This is a genomic window from Halomonas sp. (genome assembly GCF_029263665.1).
In the GTDB taxonomy this organism is placed as follows: Bacteria; Pseudomonadota; Gammaproteobacteria; order Pseudomonadales; family Halomonadaceae; genus Halomonas.
The window spans coordinates 1-18,421 of sequence record NZ_JAJUFQ010000013.1 but is presented as its reverse complement, the minus strand read 5'-3'; the positions used below and the strand labels follow the sequence as shown (position 1 = coordinate 18,421).

The 18,421-nt window shown below is 55.3% G+C and carries 12 protein-coding genes; 5 read left to right on the top strand and 7 right to left on the bottom strand.

All coding sequences use genetic code 11. The features are described 5' to 3' along the window. Positions 1 to 58 precede the first annotated feature (58 nt). Both Q1K07_RS13455 and Q1K07_RS13450 read left to right on the top strand, forming a co-directional pair. Positions 59 to 1,702 carry a sensor domain-containing diguanylate cyclase gene (locus tag Q1K07_RS13455; protein ID WP_300311687.1) on the top strand — a complete coding sequence of 548 codons (1,644 nt, stop codon included), beginning with the start codon at positions 59 to 61 and terminating at the stop codon, positions 1,700 to 1,702. 224 nt (positions 1,703 to 1,926) lie between these two features. Continuing rightward, positions 1,927 to 3,234: a beta-propeller fold lactonase family protein gene (locus tag Q1K07_RS13450; protein ID WP_300311685.1), complete on the top strand. Its 1,308-nt coding sequence runs from the start codon at positions 1,927 to 1,929 to the stop codon at positions 3,232 to 3,234. A 123-nt stretch (positions 3,235 to 3,357) separates the two neighbouring features. Here Q1K07_RS13450 and Q1K07_RS13445 read toward each other — a convergent pair whose 3' ends face one another. The 6 genes from Q1K07_RS13445 to Q1K07_RS13420 form a co-directional block, all read right to left on the bottom strand. After that, entirely contained in the window at positions 3,358 to 4,761 is a 1,404-nt protein-coding gene (locus tag Q1K07_RS13445; protein ID WP_300311682.1) for a PhoH family protein, read from the bottom strand. 393 nt (positions 4,762 to 5,154) lie between these two features. Then, positions 5,155 to 5,532 carry a nitrite reductase small subunit NirD gene (gene nirD / locus Q1K07_RS13440; protein ID WP_300311679.1) on the bottom strand — a complete coding sequence of 126 codons (378 nt, stop codon included), beginning with the start codon at positions 5,530 to 5,532 and terminating at the stop codon, positions 5,155 to 5,157. Between the two features lie 37 nt (positions 5,533 to 5,569). Then, positions 5,570 to 8,113: a nitrite reductase large subunit NirB gene (gene nirB, locus Q1K07_RS13435; RefSeq protein ID WP_300311893.1), complete on the bottom strand. Its 2,544-nt coding sequence runs from the start codon at positions 8,111 to 8,113 to the stop codon at positions 5,570 to 5,572. A 2-nt stretch (positions 8,114 to 8,115) separates the two neighbouring features. Then, positions 8,116 to 9,537 (bottom strand): FAD-dependent oxidoreductase, encoded by a 1,422-nt coding sequence (locus tag Q1K07_RS13430; RefSeq protein WP_300311678.1) that lies wholly within the window; start codon positions 9,535 to 9,537, stop codon positions 8,116 to 8,118. A gap of 310 nt (positions 9,538 to 9,847) precedes the next feature. After that, positions 9,848 to 10,876 carry a CmpA/NrtA family ABC transporter substrate-binding protein gene (locus Q1K07_RS13425; RefSeq protein WP_300311649.1) on the bottom strand — a complete coding sequence of 343 codons (1,029 nt, stop codon included), beginning with the start codon at positions 10,874 to 10,876 and terminating at the stop codon, positions 9,848 to 9,850. Further along, positions 10,873 to 11,466: an ANTAR domain-containing protein gene (locus Q1K07_RS13420; protein ID WP_300311647.1), complete on the bottom strand. Its 594-nt coding sequence runs from the start codon at positions 11,464 to 11,466 to the stop codon at positions 10,873 to 10,875. The genes Q1K07_RS13425 and Q1K07_RS13420 overlap by 4 nt, the downstream gene beginning before the upstream one ends. A 777-nt stretch (positions 11,467 to 12,243) precedes the next feature. Between Q1K07_RS13420 and Q1K07_RS13415 the strand changes: the two genes are divergently transcribed. The 3 genes from Q1K07_RS13415 (at position 12,244) to Q1K07_RS13405 (ending at position 17,757) form a co-directional block, all read left to right on the top strand. Further along, positions 12,244 to 15,126 carry a nitrate reductase gene (locus Q1K07_RS13415; RefSeq protein ID WP_300311645.1) on the top strand — a complete coding sequence of 961 codons (2,883 nt, stop codon included), beginning with the start codon at positions 12,244 to 12,246 and terminating at the stop codon, positions 15,124 to 15,126. Next, the gene (gene cobA / locus Q1K07_RS13410) at positions 15,086 to 16,096 is read left to right on the top strand and encodes a uroporphyrinogen-III C-methyltransferase (RefSeq protein ID WP_300311643.1); all 1,011 of its coding nucleotides are present in this window, start codon (positions 15,086 to 15,088) and stop codon (positions 16,094 to 16,096) included. Before Q1K07_RS13415 ends, cobA begins: the two co-directional genes overlap by 41 nt. 101 nt (positions 16,097 to 16,197) lie before the next feature. Next, complete coding sequence (locus Q1K07_RS13405) at positions 16,198 to 17,757, top strand: phospholipase D family protein (RefSeq protein WP_300311641.1); 1,560 nt, start codon at positions 16,198 to 16,200, stop codon at positions 17,755 to 17,757. Between the two features lie 137 nt (positions 17,758 to 17,894). On the opposite strand, the gene Q1K07_RS13400 is transcribed toward Q1K07_RS13405, so the two are convergent. Continuing rightward, complete coding sequence (locus tag Q1K07_RS13400) at positions 17,895 to 18,329, bottom strand: GFA family protein (protein WP_300311639.1); 435 nt, start codon at positions 18,327 to 18,329, stop codon at positions 17,895 to 17,897. Between the last annotated feature and the right edge of the window lie 92 nt (positions 18,330 to 18,421).

Below are 18,421 nucleotides of genomic sequence, written 5' to 3'. Positions count from 1 at the left end.
GCTAGGTATACACAATAACCATAAACACTAGTTGCGCAGATTGTGCAGGGAGCCTCTCATGTGGCTTCAGGGCATGTTGGGATTAGGGGAACATCGACGTCAGCAAGAAAAAGAGTGTGCTCAAGCGACTGTGAAAATGCTGTTTCAGCACTTCCCAGGTGTGTTGCTTGGCGTTGATCATCAAGGACTCATCCGTTGTACCAACCCTCAGGCAATGTCGTGTCTGGCATTGTCGGATCAGCTATTACTGGAAAAATCCCCGGAAGTGATTGCCGCGCAAGGTGAGGCGTCGGTGTTCGCTCGGGCGATTCGTGATTGCATCAGTCAAGGTTCCGCCTGGCAAGGACTGGTCACCTGCCGTACAGGAGGTGGCGGTATGTGCCAGATGAGTGTGGTGGTGCAACCGTTTTATGATGCCGGTCTTGCTTGTCTGGTCATGCTGCATGACATCTCGGAAGTATTCTCTCAGGTCCTCGCTGAACGGTACCTGCATGAGAACAATGAAACTCCTGAAAATATTAGCACTCGAGAGGATATTGAATCCTATGTGGCTCGTATCCCAGGGATTGTCTTTCGCTTGCGCCAAGCTCACGAAGGTGCTCTGTCCTTCGACTACCTTGGGCCGGGTTTTGAAGAGCAGACTTTGCTGTGCGCCGATGAAGTAAGGAAAGATGCGGACGTATTGCTGAACCGCATGAGTGAGGAGCAGCGTCTGAAGCTATTCATCGAATTGGCTCAATCCGGGTCTACCATGTCTCCTTGGCGGCTTGAAATGTGCATCGATTCTGGTAGTAGTCTGTGTTGGTTTGAAGCACGAGGAGTGCCCCAGCGCGTTGCTGATGGTGCTGTTGCATGGGATGGCCTGCTGCTGGATATCACGGAGCGCAAGCTGCACGAGAGCCAGATTGAGAAACTGGTAAGTACCGATGCGCTGACTGGGGTGATGAATCGGCGTGCCTTTCATGATGCAGCGGAAGCCGCTGCAGCTCAGGCCATGCGTCATGGACAGCATGTGGTGCTGGCCATGCTCGATCTGGATCATTTCAAGGCGCTCAATGATTGCTATGGCCATGCCGCTGGCGACAAGGTGCTGCAGTCTTTCTCGGAAACCTGTCGTATGAGCCTCAGACCTTATGATCAGATTGCGCGTATTGGTGGAGAAGAGTTCGTGGTCATGCTGGTGGATGTCCAACTGGTTGATGCCCGCGAGATTCTTGAGCGCTTGAGGAGCAATGTCGAATCGATGACCATGCAGGTTGGCGATAGGGCACTCCGGGTGACTGTCAGCATGGGGGCTATCTGGCTCGATGAAGCAGAAGAGCTGGAGATGGCAATGCTACGTGTTGACCGAGCACTCTATGAAGCCAAGCATGCAGGGAGAAATTGCTTGCGTGGCTTGTCGCGGGGAGGTTGGCTCGATCAGGACGAAATCAGTGCAAGCGGTCATGAAGGCGATGGCAGCCATATAAGGGAATATCGCTTTGTTGATACCTTCTCTGGTAGTGCCAGATTGGCCATCGATGAACCCAGTAACTCCTTGCATGAGCTACCAGAAGGCCCTTGCTTGCCAACCCCCTGCCCGAATTGTGGTCAACGACAGTTGCGTGCCCCTACCACGGGGACACCTGACGCCTGGGTGTATTGTGGAGCCTGCCGAGCTTTTGTGTGTCGCTATAATGAAGCGGCTGACTTTCCTTCCTGATGATCCTCGTATCCTATTGTTATATTAATGATTTTAACTGAAGTTGCTATTGCTTCTGATTACTAAGACAACATTACTCTATGCGCAATATTTGTTTAATTGTGCCAGTTTGGCATGCCAGAAGACTCTCTTCTAGATATTGATTTATATCACGAATATGATCAGGTTTGGTAATTGTATAAATTACCTTTGTTTATCTAGAGTGTAAGTAAAGTGAGGGGATTATGAAGAAATTTCTGGCATGTGTGTTGATGTTGGCATCAGTTAACGCGATGGCAAGAGAAATTACAGGTGGTGTATATGTAGCCACAAATGATGATGAGGAAAATTCAATCATCGGATATAAACAATACTCTGATGGAACTTTAGAAGAAATTGGAAAGTTCAATACAGGTGGTAAAGGAACTGGTCTTATCAAACTGGATGGCCTTCCCTATGCCCCAGAAAAAGGTGAAGACGGAATGGATCCGTTAAGTTCGTCTTATGGTCTGTGGAGATCCTGGGATAATAAAAATGTCCTTATTGCGAATGCAGGCGATGGAACAGTCAGTTCTTTAAAGGTACAAGAAGACTTGTCCCTGAAGTTAGTGGATGTGGTTGACGCTGGTGATGTAAAGCCTAACAGCATTGCGTCTTATCATGACTTGGTTTATGTCTCCAGCATGGGAAAAAAGAAAGATGGTCCCGGTGATGGTAATCTCAAAGGATTTACGATTGATGAACAGGGGGATTTGACTCCCATTCCCAATTCAATTCGAAACCTAACAGGTCGTCCGGCGAGTGTAGAGTTTACTCCTGATGGAAAATTCCTGGCTGTAGTAGAGATAACTACAGGAGTAACCCATGTTTACTCGGTTGGAAGTGATGGTCTCTTGTCTGATGCCCCGGTATCAAGTATCAATTCACCGCAATCTTCAAAAGAACGCTTTTTTGCCCTGCCCATTGGAACTAAAATGATTCCCGGAGAGGGTGGTAATAGTACATTTCTGGTGACCGAGGCGAGATTCATTGACAGTAACTACCAGCCCCATCCATCATCGCCAGAAAGCAAGAAAAAATACCCGTTCCTTGATTTGTATGAAGGACAAACGGGTTCAGTAACTTCTTATAATATTGATGAAACAGGGAAGATATCCATTATCTCCCCTGATGTTCTTGCCGGGAGCGATATTTGGGGTGGACAACAAGCGGTATGCTGGATAACTTCATCTCGTGATGGAAAGTTTGCATGGACAACCAATACGCCAACATCAAGTATTTCTACCTATAGTATCAATGAAGATGGAAGCATCAAGCTGTCGGAAGAAATTGCCTATCATGCGCCAAGTTATGATGAATATTTCTTGGATATTGATTTAAGTGCTGATGGAAATTATGTCAACACGATAAGTGGAAATACAGGGACGACATGGGTTTTCAAGATTAACCATGATGATGGAACGCTGAGCCTGGTTGATAGTTATGAAGGTAGCGAGCTCGTGCACTCTTATGGAATGGTGACCATTCCGTATGAGGGTGATGGTCAGGAGTAACTTGATAGCTATTTTGGGGCGGAATACTAAGTACTCTAACCGAAAAGAAGCAACGGGTTACCAGCTCTTCCTACTGCCCCCGGACCTTTGGTCCGGGGGCAGTAGTATCCAAGGGTAGATAGACTATAGAAGCTCCTCACCAGCCAAGGCCAAGCGGGAACGTTCGACACTCTGTAGGGTGACATGCCCTGCATGAGGCCAGTTCTTGAAGTTCTGGACGACAGCGGCCATGCCACAGGTATTGGCCGTGAGGTAAGGCGTGTCTATCTGGCCGACATTGCCGAGACACACAATCTTGGTATTGCGTCCAGCACGGGTCACCAGGCTCTTGAGCTGTTTGGGTGTGAAGTTCTGGGCCTCGTCGATGATCAGAAAAGTATCATTCAGGGTCCGGCCACGCATGAAGCCTGGAGCACGGATCTGCACTCGCGATCCGAGCAACTGACGAGTGGCATCCTGGTTCCAGGTGGAGCTACCGTCGTGCTCATCGCGCAACAGGTTGTCCATGTTGTCGTGGAAGGCGCCCATCCAGGGCGACATTTTCTCCTCTTCTGTGCCTGGTAGAAAGCCGATGTCTTCGCTCATGGAGATTGGTGCTCGGGTGAAGACAATACGTTCGAAGCGTTTGCTGTCCAGTGTCTGCTGAAAGGCCGCAGCCAGGGTCATGAAGGTCTTTCCGGTACCGGCACTACCGGCAATGGTGACCAGGTCGATGTCATCGTCCATCAACAGGTTGAGGGCAAAGTTCTGGCGACTGTCGTGGGCATGTACTCCCCATACACTGGCGCCATGGCGATAATTGGTCAGTAGCTCCAGGGTGGCTTGATGGGGAGCGCTTTCCCGTACAATGGCCTCGAAGCTGGCTTCATGGTCGTTGTCGGACACCAGCATGCCAAGGTACCACTCGGGGGGGATTTCTCCATTGAGGTGATAGATCACCTTGTGATGATCACGTTCGACCTTGACATCCATGGCCAGGGTTTCCCACAGATCATGTCCTGCATCCGGGTAGATCTTGACACCTTCCGCCATGACATCCGTGTCATCGAAGGCACGGTCGGTCAGGTAATCTTCTACCGGTACGCCCAAGGCGGAAGCCTTGACCCGGAGATTGATGTCCTTGGTGACCAAGATGACAGAGGCGTCAGGGCGTTCATCGCGCAGGCGGCAGGTTTCTGCCAGCAGGCGATTGTCAGGACTGTCGTCCATGTTGTCGGGAAGGGTGAGGTCGCTGTAGCACAGCAAGCGCAGGCAACCATTGGAACCTGCGGCACGTTCGATGGGAATTCCCTGGTGGATCTGGTCGAAGTCTACATTGGCGGTAAGGTCCGAGAGGGTCCGGCTGACTTGCCGGGCGGTACGAGCAATTTCTCGGATACCATTCTTGTGTTTGTCGAGCTCTTCCAGCACGGTCATGGGGATGACTACCTCATGCTCGTCGAACTGGTAGAGGGCGGCTGGGTCGTGGATCAGGACATTGGTGTCCAGCACGTACAGTCGGGTGGCCTTCTTGTCGATGCGTACCATCGGCACAGCTCTCCTGATTGTCACCTTGGACGTCAACATGACGTCTCGATGTCGACACTGTCAGCGCACTGTGTCAGTCATGTGACAGCCAGTTGTGTGACAGGGCCGTCGTGCAATGATTGCTGGGGCCAGAACCTCCTTCTTCGCTGGGGAAATCTGTCGGGGTATATCCTTTGGACCTTGATTTGCTCCCAGGGTGCATTTCCCTTTCAAGCAAACTCCCCTTAATCATGGACCATGACAGAAATGCTGCAAGGGCGAAATGCAAATTTCTTAAAACAGCAATCGCCGGGGAAAAGGACAGAGCAGAGCCTGGGCCTGGCGCCCCAGAGTGGAGCGTCAGGAAGGTTTTTTCTTGTAGTTGTTGGTAAGCGATGTTGTTTATCAATACCGCTATTTGTAAATCAGTACATTGTCGCCATCAAAAGCGATGTTCCAGGCGCGCACCTTGATGGCGGCTTCTTCCAGGCATTGCCCGTCTTCCAGACGATAATGCTGCTTGTATAGCGGAGAAGCTACCACCAGCTGGCCGTCAAGGTCTCCGATGATGCCTCGGGCCATGACATTGGCACCGGATAACGGATCGTGGTTGTCAATGGCATAGAGCTCCTGTTTTTGCCCAGGCAGGTAGAAGATGGCAACTTGAGCCGGCCCTTCACTGGTCTCCAGCCATGCAGCAACACCGGAAAAAGGGATCAGGTCGTGACGTTCACACAGGAGGTGCCAGCAGGAGGCGGAAGACGTTGCCATGGCTGCAGTGGATGAGTTCATGAGTCAGTTTCCTTGAGTCGATAGGGCATGTCGAATATCAGGCTGGGCGTAACTGGCCACGTTCTTCGGTCACGATGATGTCTGGATCTGGACGCCGGTCATTGACGAAAGTGCGGAAGCGCTTGAGCTTTTCCGGGTCACTGATGGCGTTGGCCCACTCGCACTCGTAGGTGTCGACGATGGCCTGCATCTGATGCTCGAGCGCTTCACCCAGCCCCAGGCTGTCGTTGAGGATGACGTCCTTGAGGTAGTCGAGCCCACCTTCGATGTTCTCACGCCATACCGAAGTACGCTGGAGACGATCGGCTGTGCGGATATAGAACATCAGTACTCGGTCGATGGTGCGGATCAGCGTCTCGTCATCCAGATCGGTGGCGAAGAGTTCGGCGTGACGTGGCCGCATGCCGCCGTTGCCGCATATATACAGGTTCCAGCCGTTCTCGGTGGCAATGACACCAATATCCTTGCTCTGGGCTTCGGCGCATTCTCGGGTACAACCTGATACAGCAAACTTGAGCTTGTGGGGAGAGCGCAGCCCCTTGTAGCGGTGCTCGAGCCTGATGGCCATCCCGACGCTGTCCTGTACACCGTAGCGGCACCAGGTGCTGCCGACGCAGGATTTCACTGTCCGGGTAGACTTGCCGTAGGCGTGGCCCGTCTCGAAACCCGCTTCGATCAGTTCGCCCCAGATGGCCGGGAGGTCTTCCAGGCGGGCACCGAACAGGTCGATGCGCTGGCCTCCGGTCACCTTGGTGTAGAGGTTGTACTTCTTGCCTACCTCTCCCAGAACGATCAGCTTGTCCGGGGTGATTTCTCCACCGGGAATGCGGGGCACCACGGAGTAGGTCCCATTCTTCTGCATGTTGGCCATGAAGGTGTCATTGGTATCCTGCAGCGGGATATGGGCCGCATCGGTGATCGGCTCGTTGAAACAGGACGCCAGGATCGAAGCCACTGCTGGCTTGCAAATATCGCAGCCCAGGCAGGGAGAACCATCGTCGAGCTGCTGGCCATGCTTGGCCATCAGCTCACTGAATGTCTTGATCCCTTCCACGCGAACGATGTCGTAGAGTGCCTGACGGGTGTGTGTGAAGTGTTCACAGATGGAATGATCGACTTCCATGCCACGGGATGCCAACTCATGGTCGAAGACGCTCTTGAGCAGCGCTGCACAACCGCCACAACCCGTACTGGCCTTGGTTTGTCCCTTGATGGTGGCGAGGTCGCTGCAACCTGCATCAATGGCAGCACTGATCGCGCCTTTGGTGACATTGTGGCATGAGCAGATGGTGGCCGTTTCTGGTAGGGCGTCGGGGCCCAAGGCTGGGGCACCTTCCGTATTCGGCAAAATCAGTGAGGCAGGATCCTTGGGCAGTTCCATGCCATTGGCGTAATACTGCATCAGGGTGTCATAGGCGGCATTATCTCCTACCAGCATGGCACCCAGCAGCTTCTTGCCATCACCGGTGACGACCAGCTTGCGATAGACTTGCTCGATCTGGTCAAAGTAACGATATTGCTTGGCTCCCGGAGAGCGGTTGCCATGTGCATCGCCAATGGCACCCACATCGACGCCGAGCAGCTTGAGCTTGGTGCTCATGTCGGCGCCGGTAAAGGTGGCGGGCTGCTCGACTTCAGACAGACTCAGGGTGTCGGCAGCGACCTTGGCCATCTGATAGCCTGGTGCGACCAGTCCGAAGATACTGTTGTTCCATAGTGCCACTTCGCCCACAGCCAGAATGGCGGGATCACTGGTCAGGCAGCAATCGTCGATGACGACGCCACCGCGTTCGCCGATTTCCAGACCGCAGTCGCGGGCCAGTTCGTCACGGGGCCGGATGCCGGCAGAAAAGACGATAAGGTCGGTCTCCAGGACTTTGTCATCCTGGAATACCATGCGCAGGCGGCTCGATTCTCCTGGTTCGATGTGTTGGGTCGCGCGTTCAGTGAGCACCTGTACCCCCAGCATCTCGATCTTTTCGCGCAGCAGTTCTCCACCTTGAGCATCGACCTGCATGGGCATCAAGCGCGGAGCGAACTCGACCACCGCCGTATCGAGATCAAGGCCACGCAGAGCGTTGGCGGCCTCGAGGCCCAGCAGACCTCCTCCCACCACGACACCCGTCGATGAAGTCTGAGCAGCATCGCGGATCGCATCGAGGTCTTCCAGAGTGCGATAGACCAGGCAGCCATCGTGGTCGTTGCCGGGAATCGGTGGCACGAAGGGGTAGGAGCCTGTTGCCAGAACCAGACGATCGAAGCGGTAGCGGGCTTGAGGGGTGAGCACTTCACGCCTTTCACGATCAATCCCCGTCACCTGTTCGTGCAGGTGCAGCTCAATGGCGTGCTCTGCGTAATATTGCGTGGTGGACAGGGCCAGGGATTCGGCATCGCGGCCGCTGAAATACTCGGACAAGTGCACCCGGTCGTAGGCCAGATGGCGTTCTTCGCCGAACACCACGATGCGGTAGTCGCAATGAAGATTGCGCTCGACCAGTTGCTCGATCAAATGATGACCGACCATACCGTTTCCCACCACGATCAAAGTGGGGCGAGCGGAGAAAGAGGGGAGTGTTGTCATGGTCATGCAGCCTCCTGAGCGGCGGCGCTGTTCTTGGAATCAACGCTCTTGAAATCAACGTTCTTGGGATCAGAGCTCTTGGCGTCTGAGCAACTGGCACTTGCGTGAGCGGAGCCTGCGGATTCAGCATGGGGCTCGCTGCTCTGGTACTGTGTCAGGTGCTCGGAGAACAGAGCTTCGGTATCGGCCTGCCCCAGCAGTAATGACTGGCGCACGCTGTCGAGCTGAGTGGCATCTTGGGCAAGCTGGAACAGCCAGGGACCCATGCGGGTATCTCCGTACAGCACGGCACCTTCCAGGCGTCCGGCACGCAGCAGCAGGCGGCGATACTCTCCTTGCTGGGGATCGTGGTAGGTCAGCACTTCGTGGTGCGGTTCCGCATCAGTAGGGCCGAAGGCGTACAGCGATATGCCGGAAATCTTGAGTTTGGTGGCACTTTCCTGGTCGCGATAAGGCTCTCCAGGCTGAGCACATAGACGCTTGGCCAGTACGTCCACCTGACGCCAGATGGGATCGACGAGACCGTAGGTGGAATCCTGGAACTGGCAGCACTCACCCAAGGCCGAGATATCAGGATCGGAAGTGGCCAGGTATTCGTCGACGAGGATGGCATGCTGACAATCGAGGCCAGCATCAAGCCCCAGTTCGATGTTGGGAGTGATGCCTGCGGCAATGACCACCTGGTCCGCTGCGATGATGCCGTTCTTTCCGGCCAGGCGGACGCCACATACCTGGCCCTGATCATTGCCGATGATTTCAGTGGGGTTGGCTGCGGTGATGATGTGCAGCCCGCGGGACCCGAGCTCTTGGGTCAGCATCCTGGCGGCAGTGGTATCCAGTTGGCGATTCATCAAGCGGTCACTGCGCTGCAGGACTGTGACTTGCATGCCGCGCTTACGCAGGCCTTCTGCTGCTTCCAGGCCGAGCAGGCCGCCGCCGATAACCACGGCGGCTCCACCTTTTATGGTGTTGCTGGCAAGGTTCTCTGCGTCTTGAAGATCGCGAAAACCACCAACGCCCTCGAGCTCGAGTCCTGCCAGCTCTGGCATGAAGGAGCGTGAGCCTGTGGCGATCACTAGGTGGTCGTAGTCGATCACTTCACCATTGGCGCAATGCAAATGATGGCCAGCACGATCAATAGTGGTGACACGCAATCCCAGGCGGGTTTCGATATGGGGGGCTGCATGAAGCTTTTCTGGCTGATCTGCTGCGGCGCTAGGCAAGAGCAGACCTGAATGATCGATTTCACCCGCCAGCCAAGGCGATAACATGATGCGGTTATAGGCGGCACTGTGCTCTTCACCGATGACCGTGATGCGTGAAGGAGCGCCTGGCAGTTTGCGCAGACTTTCGACCAGTCGGTGAGCTGCCATGCCGTTGCCGACGATCACCAGGTGTTGGTGCAGCACAGGGAAGTGACTCATGGATAGCCTCCAGAAACGGCAAAGACGTCTCGTACCCCCTTCATCGGGAATACAGAGACGTCTTTGTCTACCTATGCAGGTTCATCCTGCTTTCGGGAAGCGATCGCCGTTGACCGCAGTGAAACCAGGTCCGGTTATTGATGTGATTCTTCTAGCGAGATATGGGCCAGATATGAATCTATTGCTTATAAAACAAGTATATATATGACAGTAGCTGTATGAGACGATGGACGGTATCGTGCATGTATCACCAGAGCAGCACAGCATTGGTGCATGGCTGCACGGTGTTGCACATTGCTGTAACGACGTTCTACAGGAGCGGTCGATAGCAGCGTGCCAATACCTCAGGGTCCAGTCGGTTGCCTCGGGACTCGGCCAATGGCCTCATGTGCGCGGCCATGACAGCAAAAGCTTCAGGATGGAGCGACAGGTGGGTCAGGTACTGCATGGTCGGCGCCTGACCGAGCGGCAGTTTGTCCAGATGACTGACGTGACGATCCAGATAGGGTGGCAGTGCCAACCACTGCAAGGTTTGTTGTTGGGCCTCTTCACCACTATCGAGCCAGTCGGCTGCGGCTTGTATGGCCCTCAGCAGGGCGCTTAGGGTATCGGGGTAACGATGCGCCCAGGAAGCTGTCACGCCAAGCACCTTTTCCGGGTGCCCCGGAAACAGGTCTGCTCCGCTGGCCACGATGCGTCCAATACCGTGGTGCTCCGCTAGGCTGCCCCAGGGCTCTCCGACGCAGAAACCATCAATCTGGCCTTCATGCAGGGCATCCACCATACGTGCCGGTGGCAGGGCAATCAGCTCCACGTCGTTATCTGGGTCGACGCCGCCTCGCTCCAACCATGCCCTGATCTGCAAGTGCTGCCAGGAATAGGGATAGACCATGGCCAGGCGTGGCGGCGTGCCACGATGGTGGATCAAGCGATCGGATAGTAGATCGCGCAAGGCTCTGGCGTTGCGTGCAGGGTCGTTTGGGTCTGGCGGTGCCATGCCTTCGGCATAACGGTTGGAAAGTACCAGCGTGTTGCCATGGGTGCCCAGTACGATGGGCGCCAGGGTTTCACAGGGAGCGCGAGACATGCCAAGGCTCATTGCCAATGGCATGGGGGCGAGCATATGTGCGCCATCCAGAAATCCTGCAGCAACCTTGTCGCGCAGTGTCGACCAGGCGTTTTCCCGGGAAAGATTGACGTCCAGCCCTTGTGCAGCGAAGTGACCACCTTCCCGGGCAATGATCAGCAAGGCGGCATCGATCAGTGGTATGAAGCCCAGCGTCAGAGTGTCGATCTCGGGAGGGCGAGAGGTCGTAATAAAGGTGTTGGCTTCGCTCATAGTCCTTTCTCCAGGCGTTCCAGGATGTCGATAACGCTGTCGGCAACATCAGCGATGCGTTGACCACGATCCATGGCCAGCTTGCGCAGCATGCGATAAGCCTGCTCCTCATCGCAGCTCTGATGCTTCATCAACAGGCCCTTGGCCTTCTCAATGCGCTTGCGTTCGGCGAGCTGGTTACGGGCCCGATCCAGCTCCTTGCGCATGGACTGGAAGGACTCGAATCGTGCTATTGCTACATCCATGACAGCCTTTACCCGGCCGGCCACCAATCCATCGACGACATAGGCACTGACACCGGCCTTGAGTGCTGCCTGCATGGAGTCAGGGTCATGTTGGTCGGCAAAGAAAACCACTGGGCGAGGGTTTTCCCGATGCAGTAGCGACATGCTGTCCAAGGTGTCACGGTCGGGAGATTCCATGTCGATGATCACGACATCAGGGGAGTGACGGGCGACCATTTCATTCAGGCTGGCAGGACTGGAAAGCCGACAGATCACTTCGTGGCCTTCCTGGCACAAAGCCTCTTCGACCATGGCGGCACGAACGACCTCCTCATCTACCAGCAGCACTTTCAACGGCAGGGGCATAAGGTATGGCTCATATCTAGAAAGTTGCGGTCAGTGGCGTCTGCCTTGTTGTTACATCGTTGTGTTGCATCGCCGGGTGATGTCAACGACCTTGTTGATCTGCATGAGCTTTGCAAGAAGTGTTCCAGCTTTTACCTTCCTTGCCTTTTTATTGGTGACGATATGCTGCGAGATATCCATGGAAAAGGGGCATGCAACAGAGGTGCAATGTAGGGGAGTGCAGAGAAAGAGAGTCAAATAAAGAGCGTCAGGAGAAGAAAGTTAGAAATGAAAGTTAGAAATGAAAGTACAGCAGCGTTGGACCATGGGATGAAAGTGGAGCTGCACCTTGATGGTGCGATTGACGTGGATGCAGAGGACATATGGTGCAATGCATCATCGAGCAGCGTCGTCGGAGAGGTAGATAGAGGAGTGGGAGAGCGGGCTGGGCTTGCTTGAGAGAAAATCTGGCACGAGGTTTGCTTAAGCTGAAGAAGCATCCGTCAAGTCAGCTATTCAGAACAGCTTTTCAAGTTAGCTCTTCAAGTCAAGCTCTTCGATTTAGCGCTTCACGATAGCTCATCACGACAACGGCAGGTAATCACAGCGGGAGAACCAGAAGAGGTTCTCCATTGGTCGGGCAATGGCGTCCACCCATTCAAGCCATGTCAGCAATGCTGGCGGCCTGGAGGGTGGGCGCTTTCGTTTATGGGCTCATGAACCGCATGGTCCACCACTTTTGCCGAATTACCTGTGTCGCACTTATCGGTTTCTAACCAGGCTCTGAGGACAGTGAATATGGCGCAGCTCAACCTGACAACCTGCCCCTATTGTGGCGTGGGTTGTGGTATCGAGGCCCAACTGGAAGAAGGGCGCATCGTCGATGTGAAAGGAGACAGCGAGCACCCTGCGAATTACGGCCGCCTATGTGTAAAGGGCTCTGCCCTGGCAGAAACACTCGGGCATCATGGTCGCTTGACTCGCCCTCGAGTTGATGGCGTAGAGGTGGATTGGGACACCGCTTTGTCGTCGGTAGCGTCACGTCTACAAACAGTACGCGAGGAACACGGTAACGCAGCGCTGGCGACGTATCTTTCTGGACAGCTGCTGACAGAGGATTACTACGTTGCCAACAAGCTGTTCAAAGGGTTTCTCGGTACCCCTCACCTCGATACCAACTCTCGTTTATGCATGGCATCTGCAGTTGCCGCCTATAAACGCTCTCTTGGTGCCGATGCGGTGCCATGCAGCTATGAAGACATCGAAGATGCGGAGCTGGTGGTTCTGGTGGGATCCAACCTGGCCTGGAACCACCCGGTACTGTTTCAACGTCTGCGTGTGGCCAAGAATCGCAATCCTCTGATGCGAGTGGTCGTGATCGACCCTCGGGTGACCGATAGCTGTGAGCTGGCCGACCTGTATCTTGGCATTCGTCCTGGTTCCGATGCGCGTCTGTTCAATGGCTTGCTGGCTTGGATGGCTAAGAAGAAGCGCTTTAATCAGGTCTTTGTGGAGCGTTTCACTACCGGGTTGGAGGAGGCTCTGGCGGCCGCTCAGGAGGATGATGCAAGTGTAGAGGCGGTGGCTGCAGATTGTGATGTGGACGCCGAACGCCTGGAAACCTTCTACTACTGGTTTGCCAGCCAGTTGCATGTGGTAACGCTTTATTCCCAGGGCATCAATCAATCCACCAGTGGCACTGAAAAATGTCATGCCATCATCAACTGCCACCTTGCTGGCGGCAAGATCGGGCTAGCGGGAGCCGGGCCGTTTTCCATCACTGGGCAGCCTAATGCCATGGGCGGGCGTGAAGTCGGAGGCTTGGCCAATCAGTTGGCTGCACATATGGATTATGAACACCCGGGGGCCATCGATCGGGTGACACGCTTCTGGAGTACGCCATCGCTGACGCCGACGTTGCCGGATGGTCCGGGCTACAAGGCCGTGCAGTTGTTCGATGCCATTGAACGTGGCGAGATCAAGGCGCTATGGATCATGGCAACGAATCCTCTGGTCAGCCTGCCTGATGCCAATCGGGTGCGTGCTGCCATTGAGCGTTGCCCGTTGGTGATTGTCTCTGAGTGCATGGCGGATACGGATCTCGTGGCAATGGCAGATATCGTGTTGCCTGCCAGTGGCTGGTCGGAGAAGGATGGCACCGTGACCAATTCCGAGCGGCGAATTTCCCGGCAGCGTGGTCTGCTGGCATCTCCCGGTAATGCCCGACATGACTGGTGGATCATCAGCCGAGTAGCGGAGCGTATGGGCTATGGTGAAGCGTTCTGTTACCAGCACCCGTGGGAGATCTTCGATGAGCATGCTCGTTTATCCGCTTTCGAGAATGATGCCGAACACCAGTTACGCTTGTTCAACCTCTCCGGGTTGGTAGGCCTTGGTCATGAAGGCTATGACGCACTCAAGCCGATTCAGTGGCCGGTGACGTCCGAGGCCCCACAAGGCACAGCACGCCTGTTTGAAGATGGCGTCTTCGCGACGGCTACTGGCAAGGCACGGCTATGGCCGGTGAAACCTCAGGGGCCTCAGCAGGCATTGAGCGAAACGTTCCCATTGCGCCTTAACTCCGGGCGGGTGCGTGACCAGTGGCACACCATGACCCGTACGGCCCGCAGTGCGCGCTTGATGAACCATCGGGCCGAGCCTTTCGTGGATGTTCACGAAGCCGATGCCAAGGCACTTGGCCTCAGGGAATATAGCCTGGCCTTGGTCCGCGCTGCCACGGGAGAGATGCGTGCTCGGGTACGTATTTCACCGGCCCAGCGTCAAGGAGAGGTAATCGTGCCGATCCACTGGACGGATCGCTTCTGCCTTGCTGGGCGTGCAGGCAGCTTGTACCAATCACTTACCGATCCGTTATCCGGCCAACCTGAATCCAAGCATGGTGCCGTTGCACTGACCGCACTGGACATCTCCTGGGAAGCGACATTGGTGCTGGATGACGCACTGGCTTCTGGCCTGGGGGTAGCAGAGCCTTCAGCCCTGATGAATGGGCCCTCAGCCCTGATGAATGGGCCCTCAGCTCTGATGAATGAGCCCTCAGCCCTGGTGAGTGAGCCTTTAGCCATGACGAATAAGCCTCCTGCTCTGATGAATGGAGTGGCAGCACGAGCTTGCGAGGATACGGCCTATTGGGCTCGAATTCCGCTGACTTCAGGTATGCGTTGGCAGTTGGCAGGAACTCCTGAGTGCAGCAAGCGTGATTGGATGCGCTGGATATCCGATAACCTTCCCGTACCAGTGGGGCCGGTGGCACAGGATGCCTCCAGTGGCCGCCTGCGTGCCGCGGGTATTGAACATGGCCGCTTACGCTGGTGGTTGATGGTTGGTCCCGTTGAAGAGTTGCCTGGTTTGGGCTGGCTTGTAGAACGTCTGCAGGAGAGTGCGGATGGAAAACCCATGAGCTCTGAGCAACGGCGTCGAGTGCTGGCCGGCTGCGATGACGGTGCAGTGGATCAAGGACCTGTCGTGTGTAGCTGCTATCAGGTCGGACGCACCCCCATTGTGGCGGCCATTCATGGTGGTGATGACAGTGTTGAAGCCTTGGGTGCACGTCTGGCTTGCGGTACCCAGTGCGGTAGTTGCATTCCAGAGTTGAAAGCTTTGCTTGAAGAGGAGAAAGGCCATGCGAGTGCCTGCAATGCCGCTGAAGCCCAGTTTGCCTGAGGACTCGAAGGGAGTCATGGTCCGCCTGTGTCATGTTACCGCTAGGCTGTGCCATTCCGTTGCACGCTTGGCTGCCAGACTGCAGCAGTTTCCTGAATGCTACGCAGACAGAAACGTGATGCGTGCGTCGATCGCGGTTGGCTTGAAGCCAGATAGCTTGAAACCAGAGAACTTGAAACCAGGGCGCTTGAAACCAGGTAGCGTGTCTCTGGTGGGCGCGGGCAGTGGGGCGGGTGACCTGTTGACGCTAAAGGCCCTGCGTTGTCTGCAGAACGCCGACGTGGTGGTGTATGACCGCTTGGTGGGTGATGAAGTGTTGCAGATGATTCCCGGTCATGTGGAACGGTGCTATGTGGGCAAGGCGCGAGGTCACCATAGTGTGCCCCAGGACGAGATTGGAGAACTCCTGGTTCAGTTGGCTCGGCAGGGCAAGACGGTTGTGCGTCTAAAGGGAGGCGATCCCGGTGTGTTCGGCCGTATGGGCGAAGAGCTGGCAGCGCTCGACAGCGCCAGTATTGCATGTGACATCGTGCCAGGCATCACGGCGGCGTCTGCGGCCTGTGCTGCCATGGGAATACCCTTGACTGACCGTGCCCATGCCCAGAGCCTGCACTTGATAACAGCCCAGTTGTGTCGGGAGGGAGGAGAGCCAGACTGGGCATCACTGGCGCGCACGGATGAAACGCTGGTGTTCTATATGGGGTTGAACAAGATTGAGGCCATCTGTCGGGGTCTGCGTCAGGCAGGGTTGGCAGATGACTGGCCAGTGATGCTGATCGCCAATGCCAGTTTGCCGAATCAGCAGCATTTGATCGGGACTTTGGCGGATATGCCCATGCGACTTGCCGGTACTCCGCTGCCATCACCTTGTCTGATCATGGTGGGCAGTGTGGTGTCGATGGTGAAAGAGCGTCAGAGAATGCTGACATCTCTGGCGCCCTCCTGCTTTGCTGATATGGAAGAGCACTGATACAGGAAAGCGCCATACAACATCAGGCAGTTGGGTAAGAAGTATCTACGGCATATATTCGTTATGCTGGCATGCCTAGCGATGTGGGTTGAGAGTCACGTATGACATCCATGCCTTTATTTGCCCTGCGTGGTGTGCCGGCAATTGCCCTTGTTCTGATATTGAACGGGTGCGGTGTCCTACCTTCCCTGGAAGGACGTAGCGAGACGGCATTCTTGCCTGCTGAACAAGCCCGCTATACCCGGTTGGGTGAAATGACGGAACCTCTGGAAGCCGCTCATCCGGACAAGAGTGGTCTCCACCCTCTGCGTCATGCACATGATGCCTTTGCTGCCCGCTTGCTGTTGGCACAAGCGGCGGAGCAGACGATTGATGTGCAGTATTACATCTGGCATGACGACCTTTCTGGCACCATGCTGTACAACGCCTTGCTCGAAGCGGCTGACCGGGGTGTTCGTGTACGACTGCTGCTGGATGACACCAACACGGCCGGACTCGATGAAAAGATCGCGGCCCTGGATGCACATCCCAATATTGAAGTCCGCCTGTTCAATCCCTTCCTGGTGCGTTCGCCTCGCTTTGTGGGCTACCTGACGGATTTTTCCCGGGCTAATCGACGCATGCACAACAAGTCCTTCACGGTAGATAATCAAGCCACAGTCATTGGTGGGCGCAATGTGGGGGACGAGTATTTTGGTGCCAGTGATGACATTGCATTTGCCGATCTCGATGTCGTGGCCATTGGTCCCGTGGTGCAACAGGTCTCGGAGGATTTCGATCGCTATTGGGCCAGCCAGTCAGCCTATCCCGCGAGCCGAATGATTGATTCTGTCGGGCGCCGAGGGCTGGCGCGTTTCCAGGCCGAGACACAGGCTGTGATGGCATCGCCAGCTGCTCGCGAATATCGCCAGGTACTGGAACAGAGCGATCTGGTGCAGTCGCTGGATGAAGGTACATTGGAGCTGGTATGGGCGAAGACGACCTTGGTCAGCGACGACCCCTCCAAGGGGCTGGGGCTTGCCAGTGATGATGACCTGCTGATGGAGCGTATGCGAAAGCTGCTGGGCTGGCCGGAACAGAGCGTGGAGCTGGTATCGCCATACTTTGTACCGGCAGAAATGGGCACACAGATGTTCACCGACATGGAGAAGGAAGGCGTTCAGGTCACCATTCTGACCAATGCATTGGAGGCCACGGATGTCGCAGCAGTGCATGCCGGCTATGCCAAGCGGCGGCGCGCATTGCTGGAAGCAGGAGTACGCCTTTTCGAATTGAGGCGTTCGCCATCAGCGCCTGAGCGTAATGAATCTGCAGGTCCCTTTGGCAGTTCTGGCGCCAGTCTGCATGCCAAGACCTTTGCCGTGGATGGCGAGCGCCTATTCGTTGGCTCCTTCAATTTCGATCCACGCTCGGCCAAGCTCAACACTGAGCTGGGGTTTGTCGTGGAGAGCCCCGAGCTGGCTCAGGAAATGGCGCGGGTGTTCAATACCGATGTCATCGACAACGCCTATGAGGTCAAGTTGGACGATGATGGGAGCATGTACTGGCTGGAGCGTACTCCTGACGGCGTGTTTCGTTATGATGGTGAGCCCAATGTGGGCATCTTCCGCCGAGCTTTGGTATCGGTGGTCTCCATCCTGCCGGTGGAATGGATGCTGTAGGCCCTCTGGTTTCTAGGGATATCGACGCTCCGAAACGGCTGCATGAAGCAAGCCATGAAACAGGCAAAGAAAGAACCGAGAGAAGTTGCTCCCGGTTCTTTCTGCAGGGGTTGATGCGATATGCCTGATATGCTCCGTCAGGAGTGATCCTGTTCCTTGGTAAAGGCCTCGAAAACTTCTTTCCCCGTCATGTTCCTGGTGTCGTTGGCGAAATGGTACCAGGCTGGTTTTTCGTCGATGAAGATCTGTGAGTCAAACACCCAGTCTTCTCCTTGATCTACCAGTCCTGCGGGGATGGCGTAATGCGGCTGATCCTTGAGGCGATAGTACAGGTGGGTGCCGCAGTGCCGGCAGAAGGCGCGCTCGGCCCAGTCGGACGAAGCATAGCGGCTGATATGTTCTTCTCCCTGAATCTGTATTTGGCTAACAGACTCCAAGGCAAGAAGAGGGCCTCCTCCCCAAGTCCGGCACATATTGCAGTGACAGGCGCCGATGTCGTGCTTATCGGTTTCCAATTGCAGTGAAACGGCGCCACACAGGCAACTTCCCTTCAGTGTTCTGACGTGACTCATGGAATGACTCCTGTTTCAGTAGCCAGCACTTTTCCGTCGCGCCCTTTGCGTTACGTGCTGTGCGCTACGTACTTTGTGCTAAGTACTTTGTG

What these genes read in the sequence shown, in the direction of transcription:
- nirB (WP_300311893.1), bottom strand. Translation starts at nt 8,113, where the DNA reads ATGACAACACTCCCCTCTTTCTCCGCTCGCCCCACTTTGATCGTGGTG.
- Q1K07_RS13430 (WP_300311678.1), bottom strand. Translation starts at nt 9,537, where the DNA reads ATGAGTCACTTCCCTGTGCTGCACCAACACCTGGTGATCGTCGGCAAC.
- nirD (WP_300311679.1), bottom strand. Translation starts at nt 5,532, where the DNA reads ATGAACTCATCCACTGCAGCCATGGCAACGTCTTCCGCCTCCTGCTGG.
- Q1K07_RS13445 (WP_300311682.1), bottom strand. Translation starts at nt 4,761, where the DNA reads ATGGTACGCATCGACAAGAAGGCCACCCGACTGTACGTGCTGGACACC.
- Q1K07_RS13420 (WP_300311647.1), bottom strand. Translation starts at nt 11,466, where the DNA reads ATGCCCCTGCCGTTGAAAGTGCTGCTGGTAGATGAGGAGGTCGTTCGT.
- Q1K07_RS13405 (WP_300311641.1), top strand. Translation starts at nt 16,198, where the DNA reads ATGACATCCATGCCTTTATTTGCCCTGCGTGGTGTGCCGGCAATTGCC.
- Q1K07_RS13425 (WP_300311649.1), bottom strand. Translation starts at nt 10,876, where the DNA reads ATGAGCGAAGCCAACACCTTTATTACGACCTCTCGCCCTCCCGAGATC.
- cobA (WP_300311643.1), top strand. Translation starts at nt 15,086, where the DNA reads ATGCGAGTGCCTGCAATGCCGCTGAAGCCCAGTTTGCCTGAGGACTCG.
- Q1K07_RS13450 (WP_300311685.1), top strand. Translation starts at nt 1,927, where the DNA reads ATGAAGAAATTTCTGGCATGTGTGTTGATGTTGGCATCAGTTAACGCG.
- Q1K07_RS13455 (WP_300311687.1), top strand. Translation starts at nt 59, where the DNA reads ATGTGGCTTCAGGGCATGTTGGGATTAGGGGAACATCGACGTCAGCAA.
- Q1K07_RS13415 (WP_300311645.1), top strand. Translation starts at nt 12,244, where the DNA reads ATGGCGCAGCTCAACCTGACAACCTGCCCCTATTGTGGCGTGGGTTGT.
- Q1K07_RS13400 (WP_300311639.1), bottom strand. Translation starts at nt 18,329, where the DNA reads ATGAGTCACGTCAGAACACTGAAGGGAAGTTGCCTGTGTGGCGCCGTT.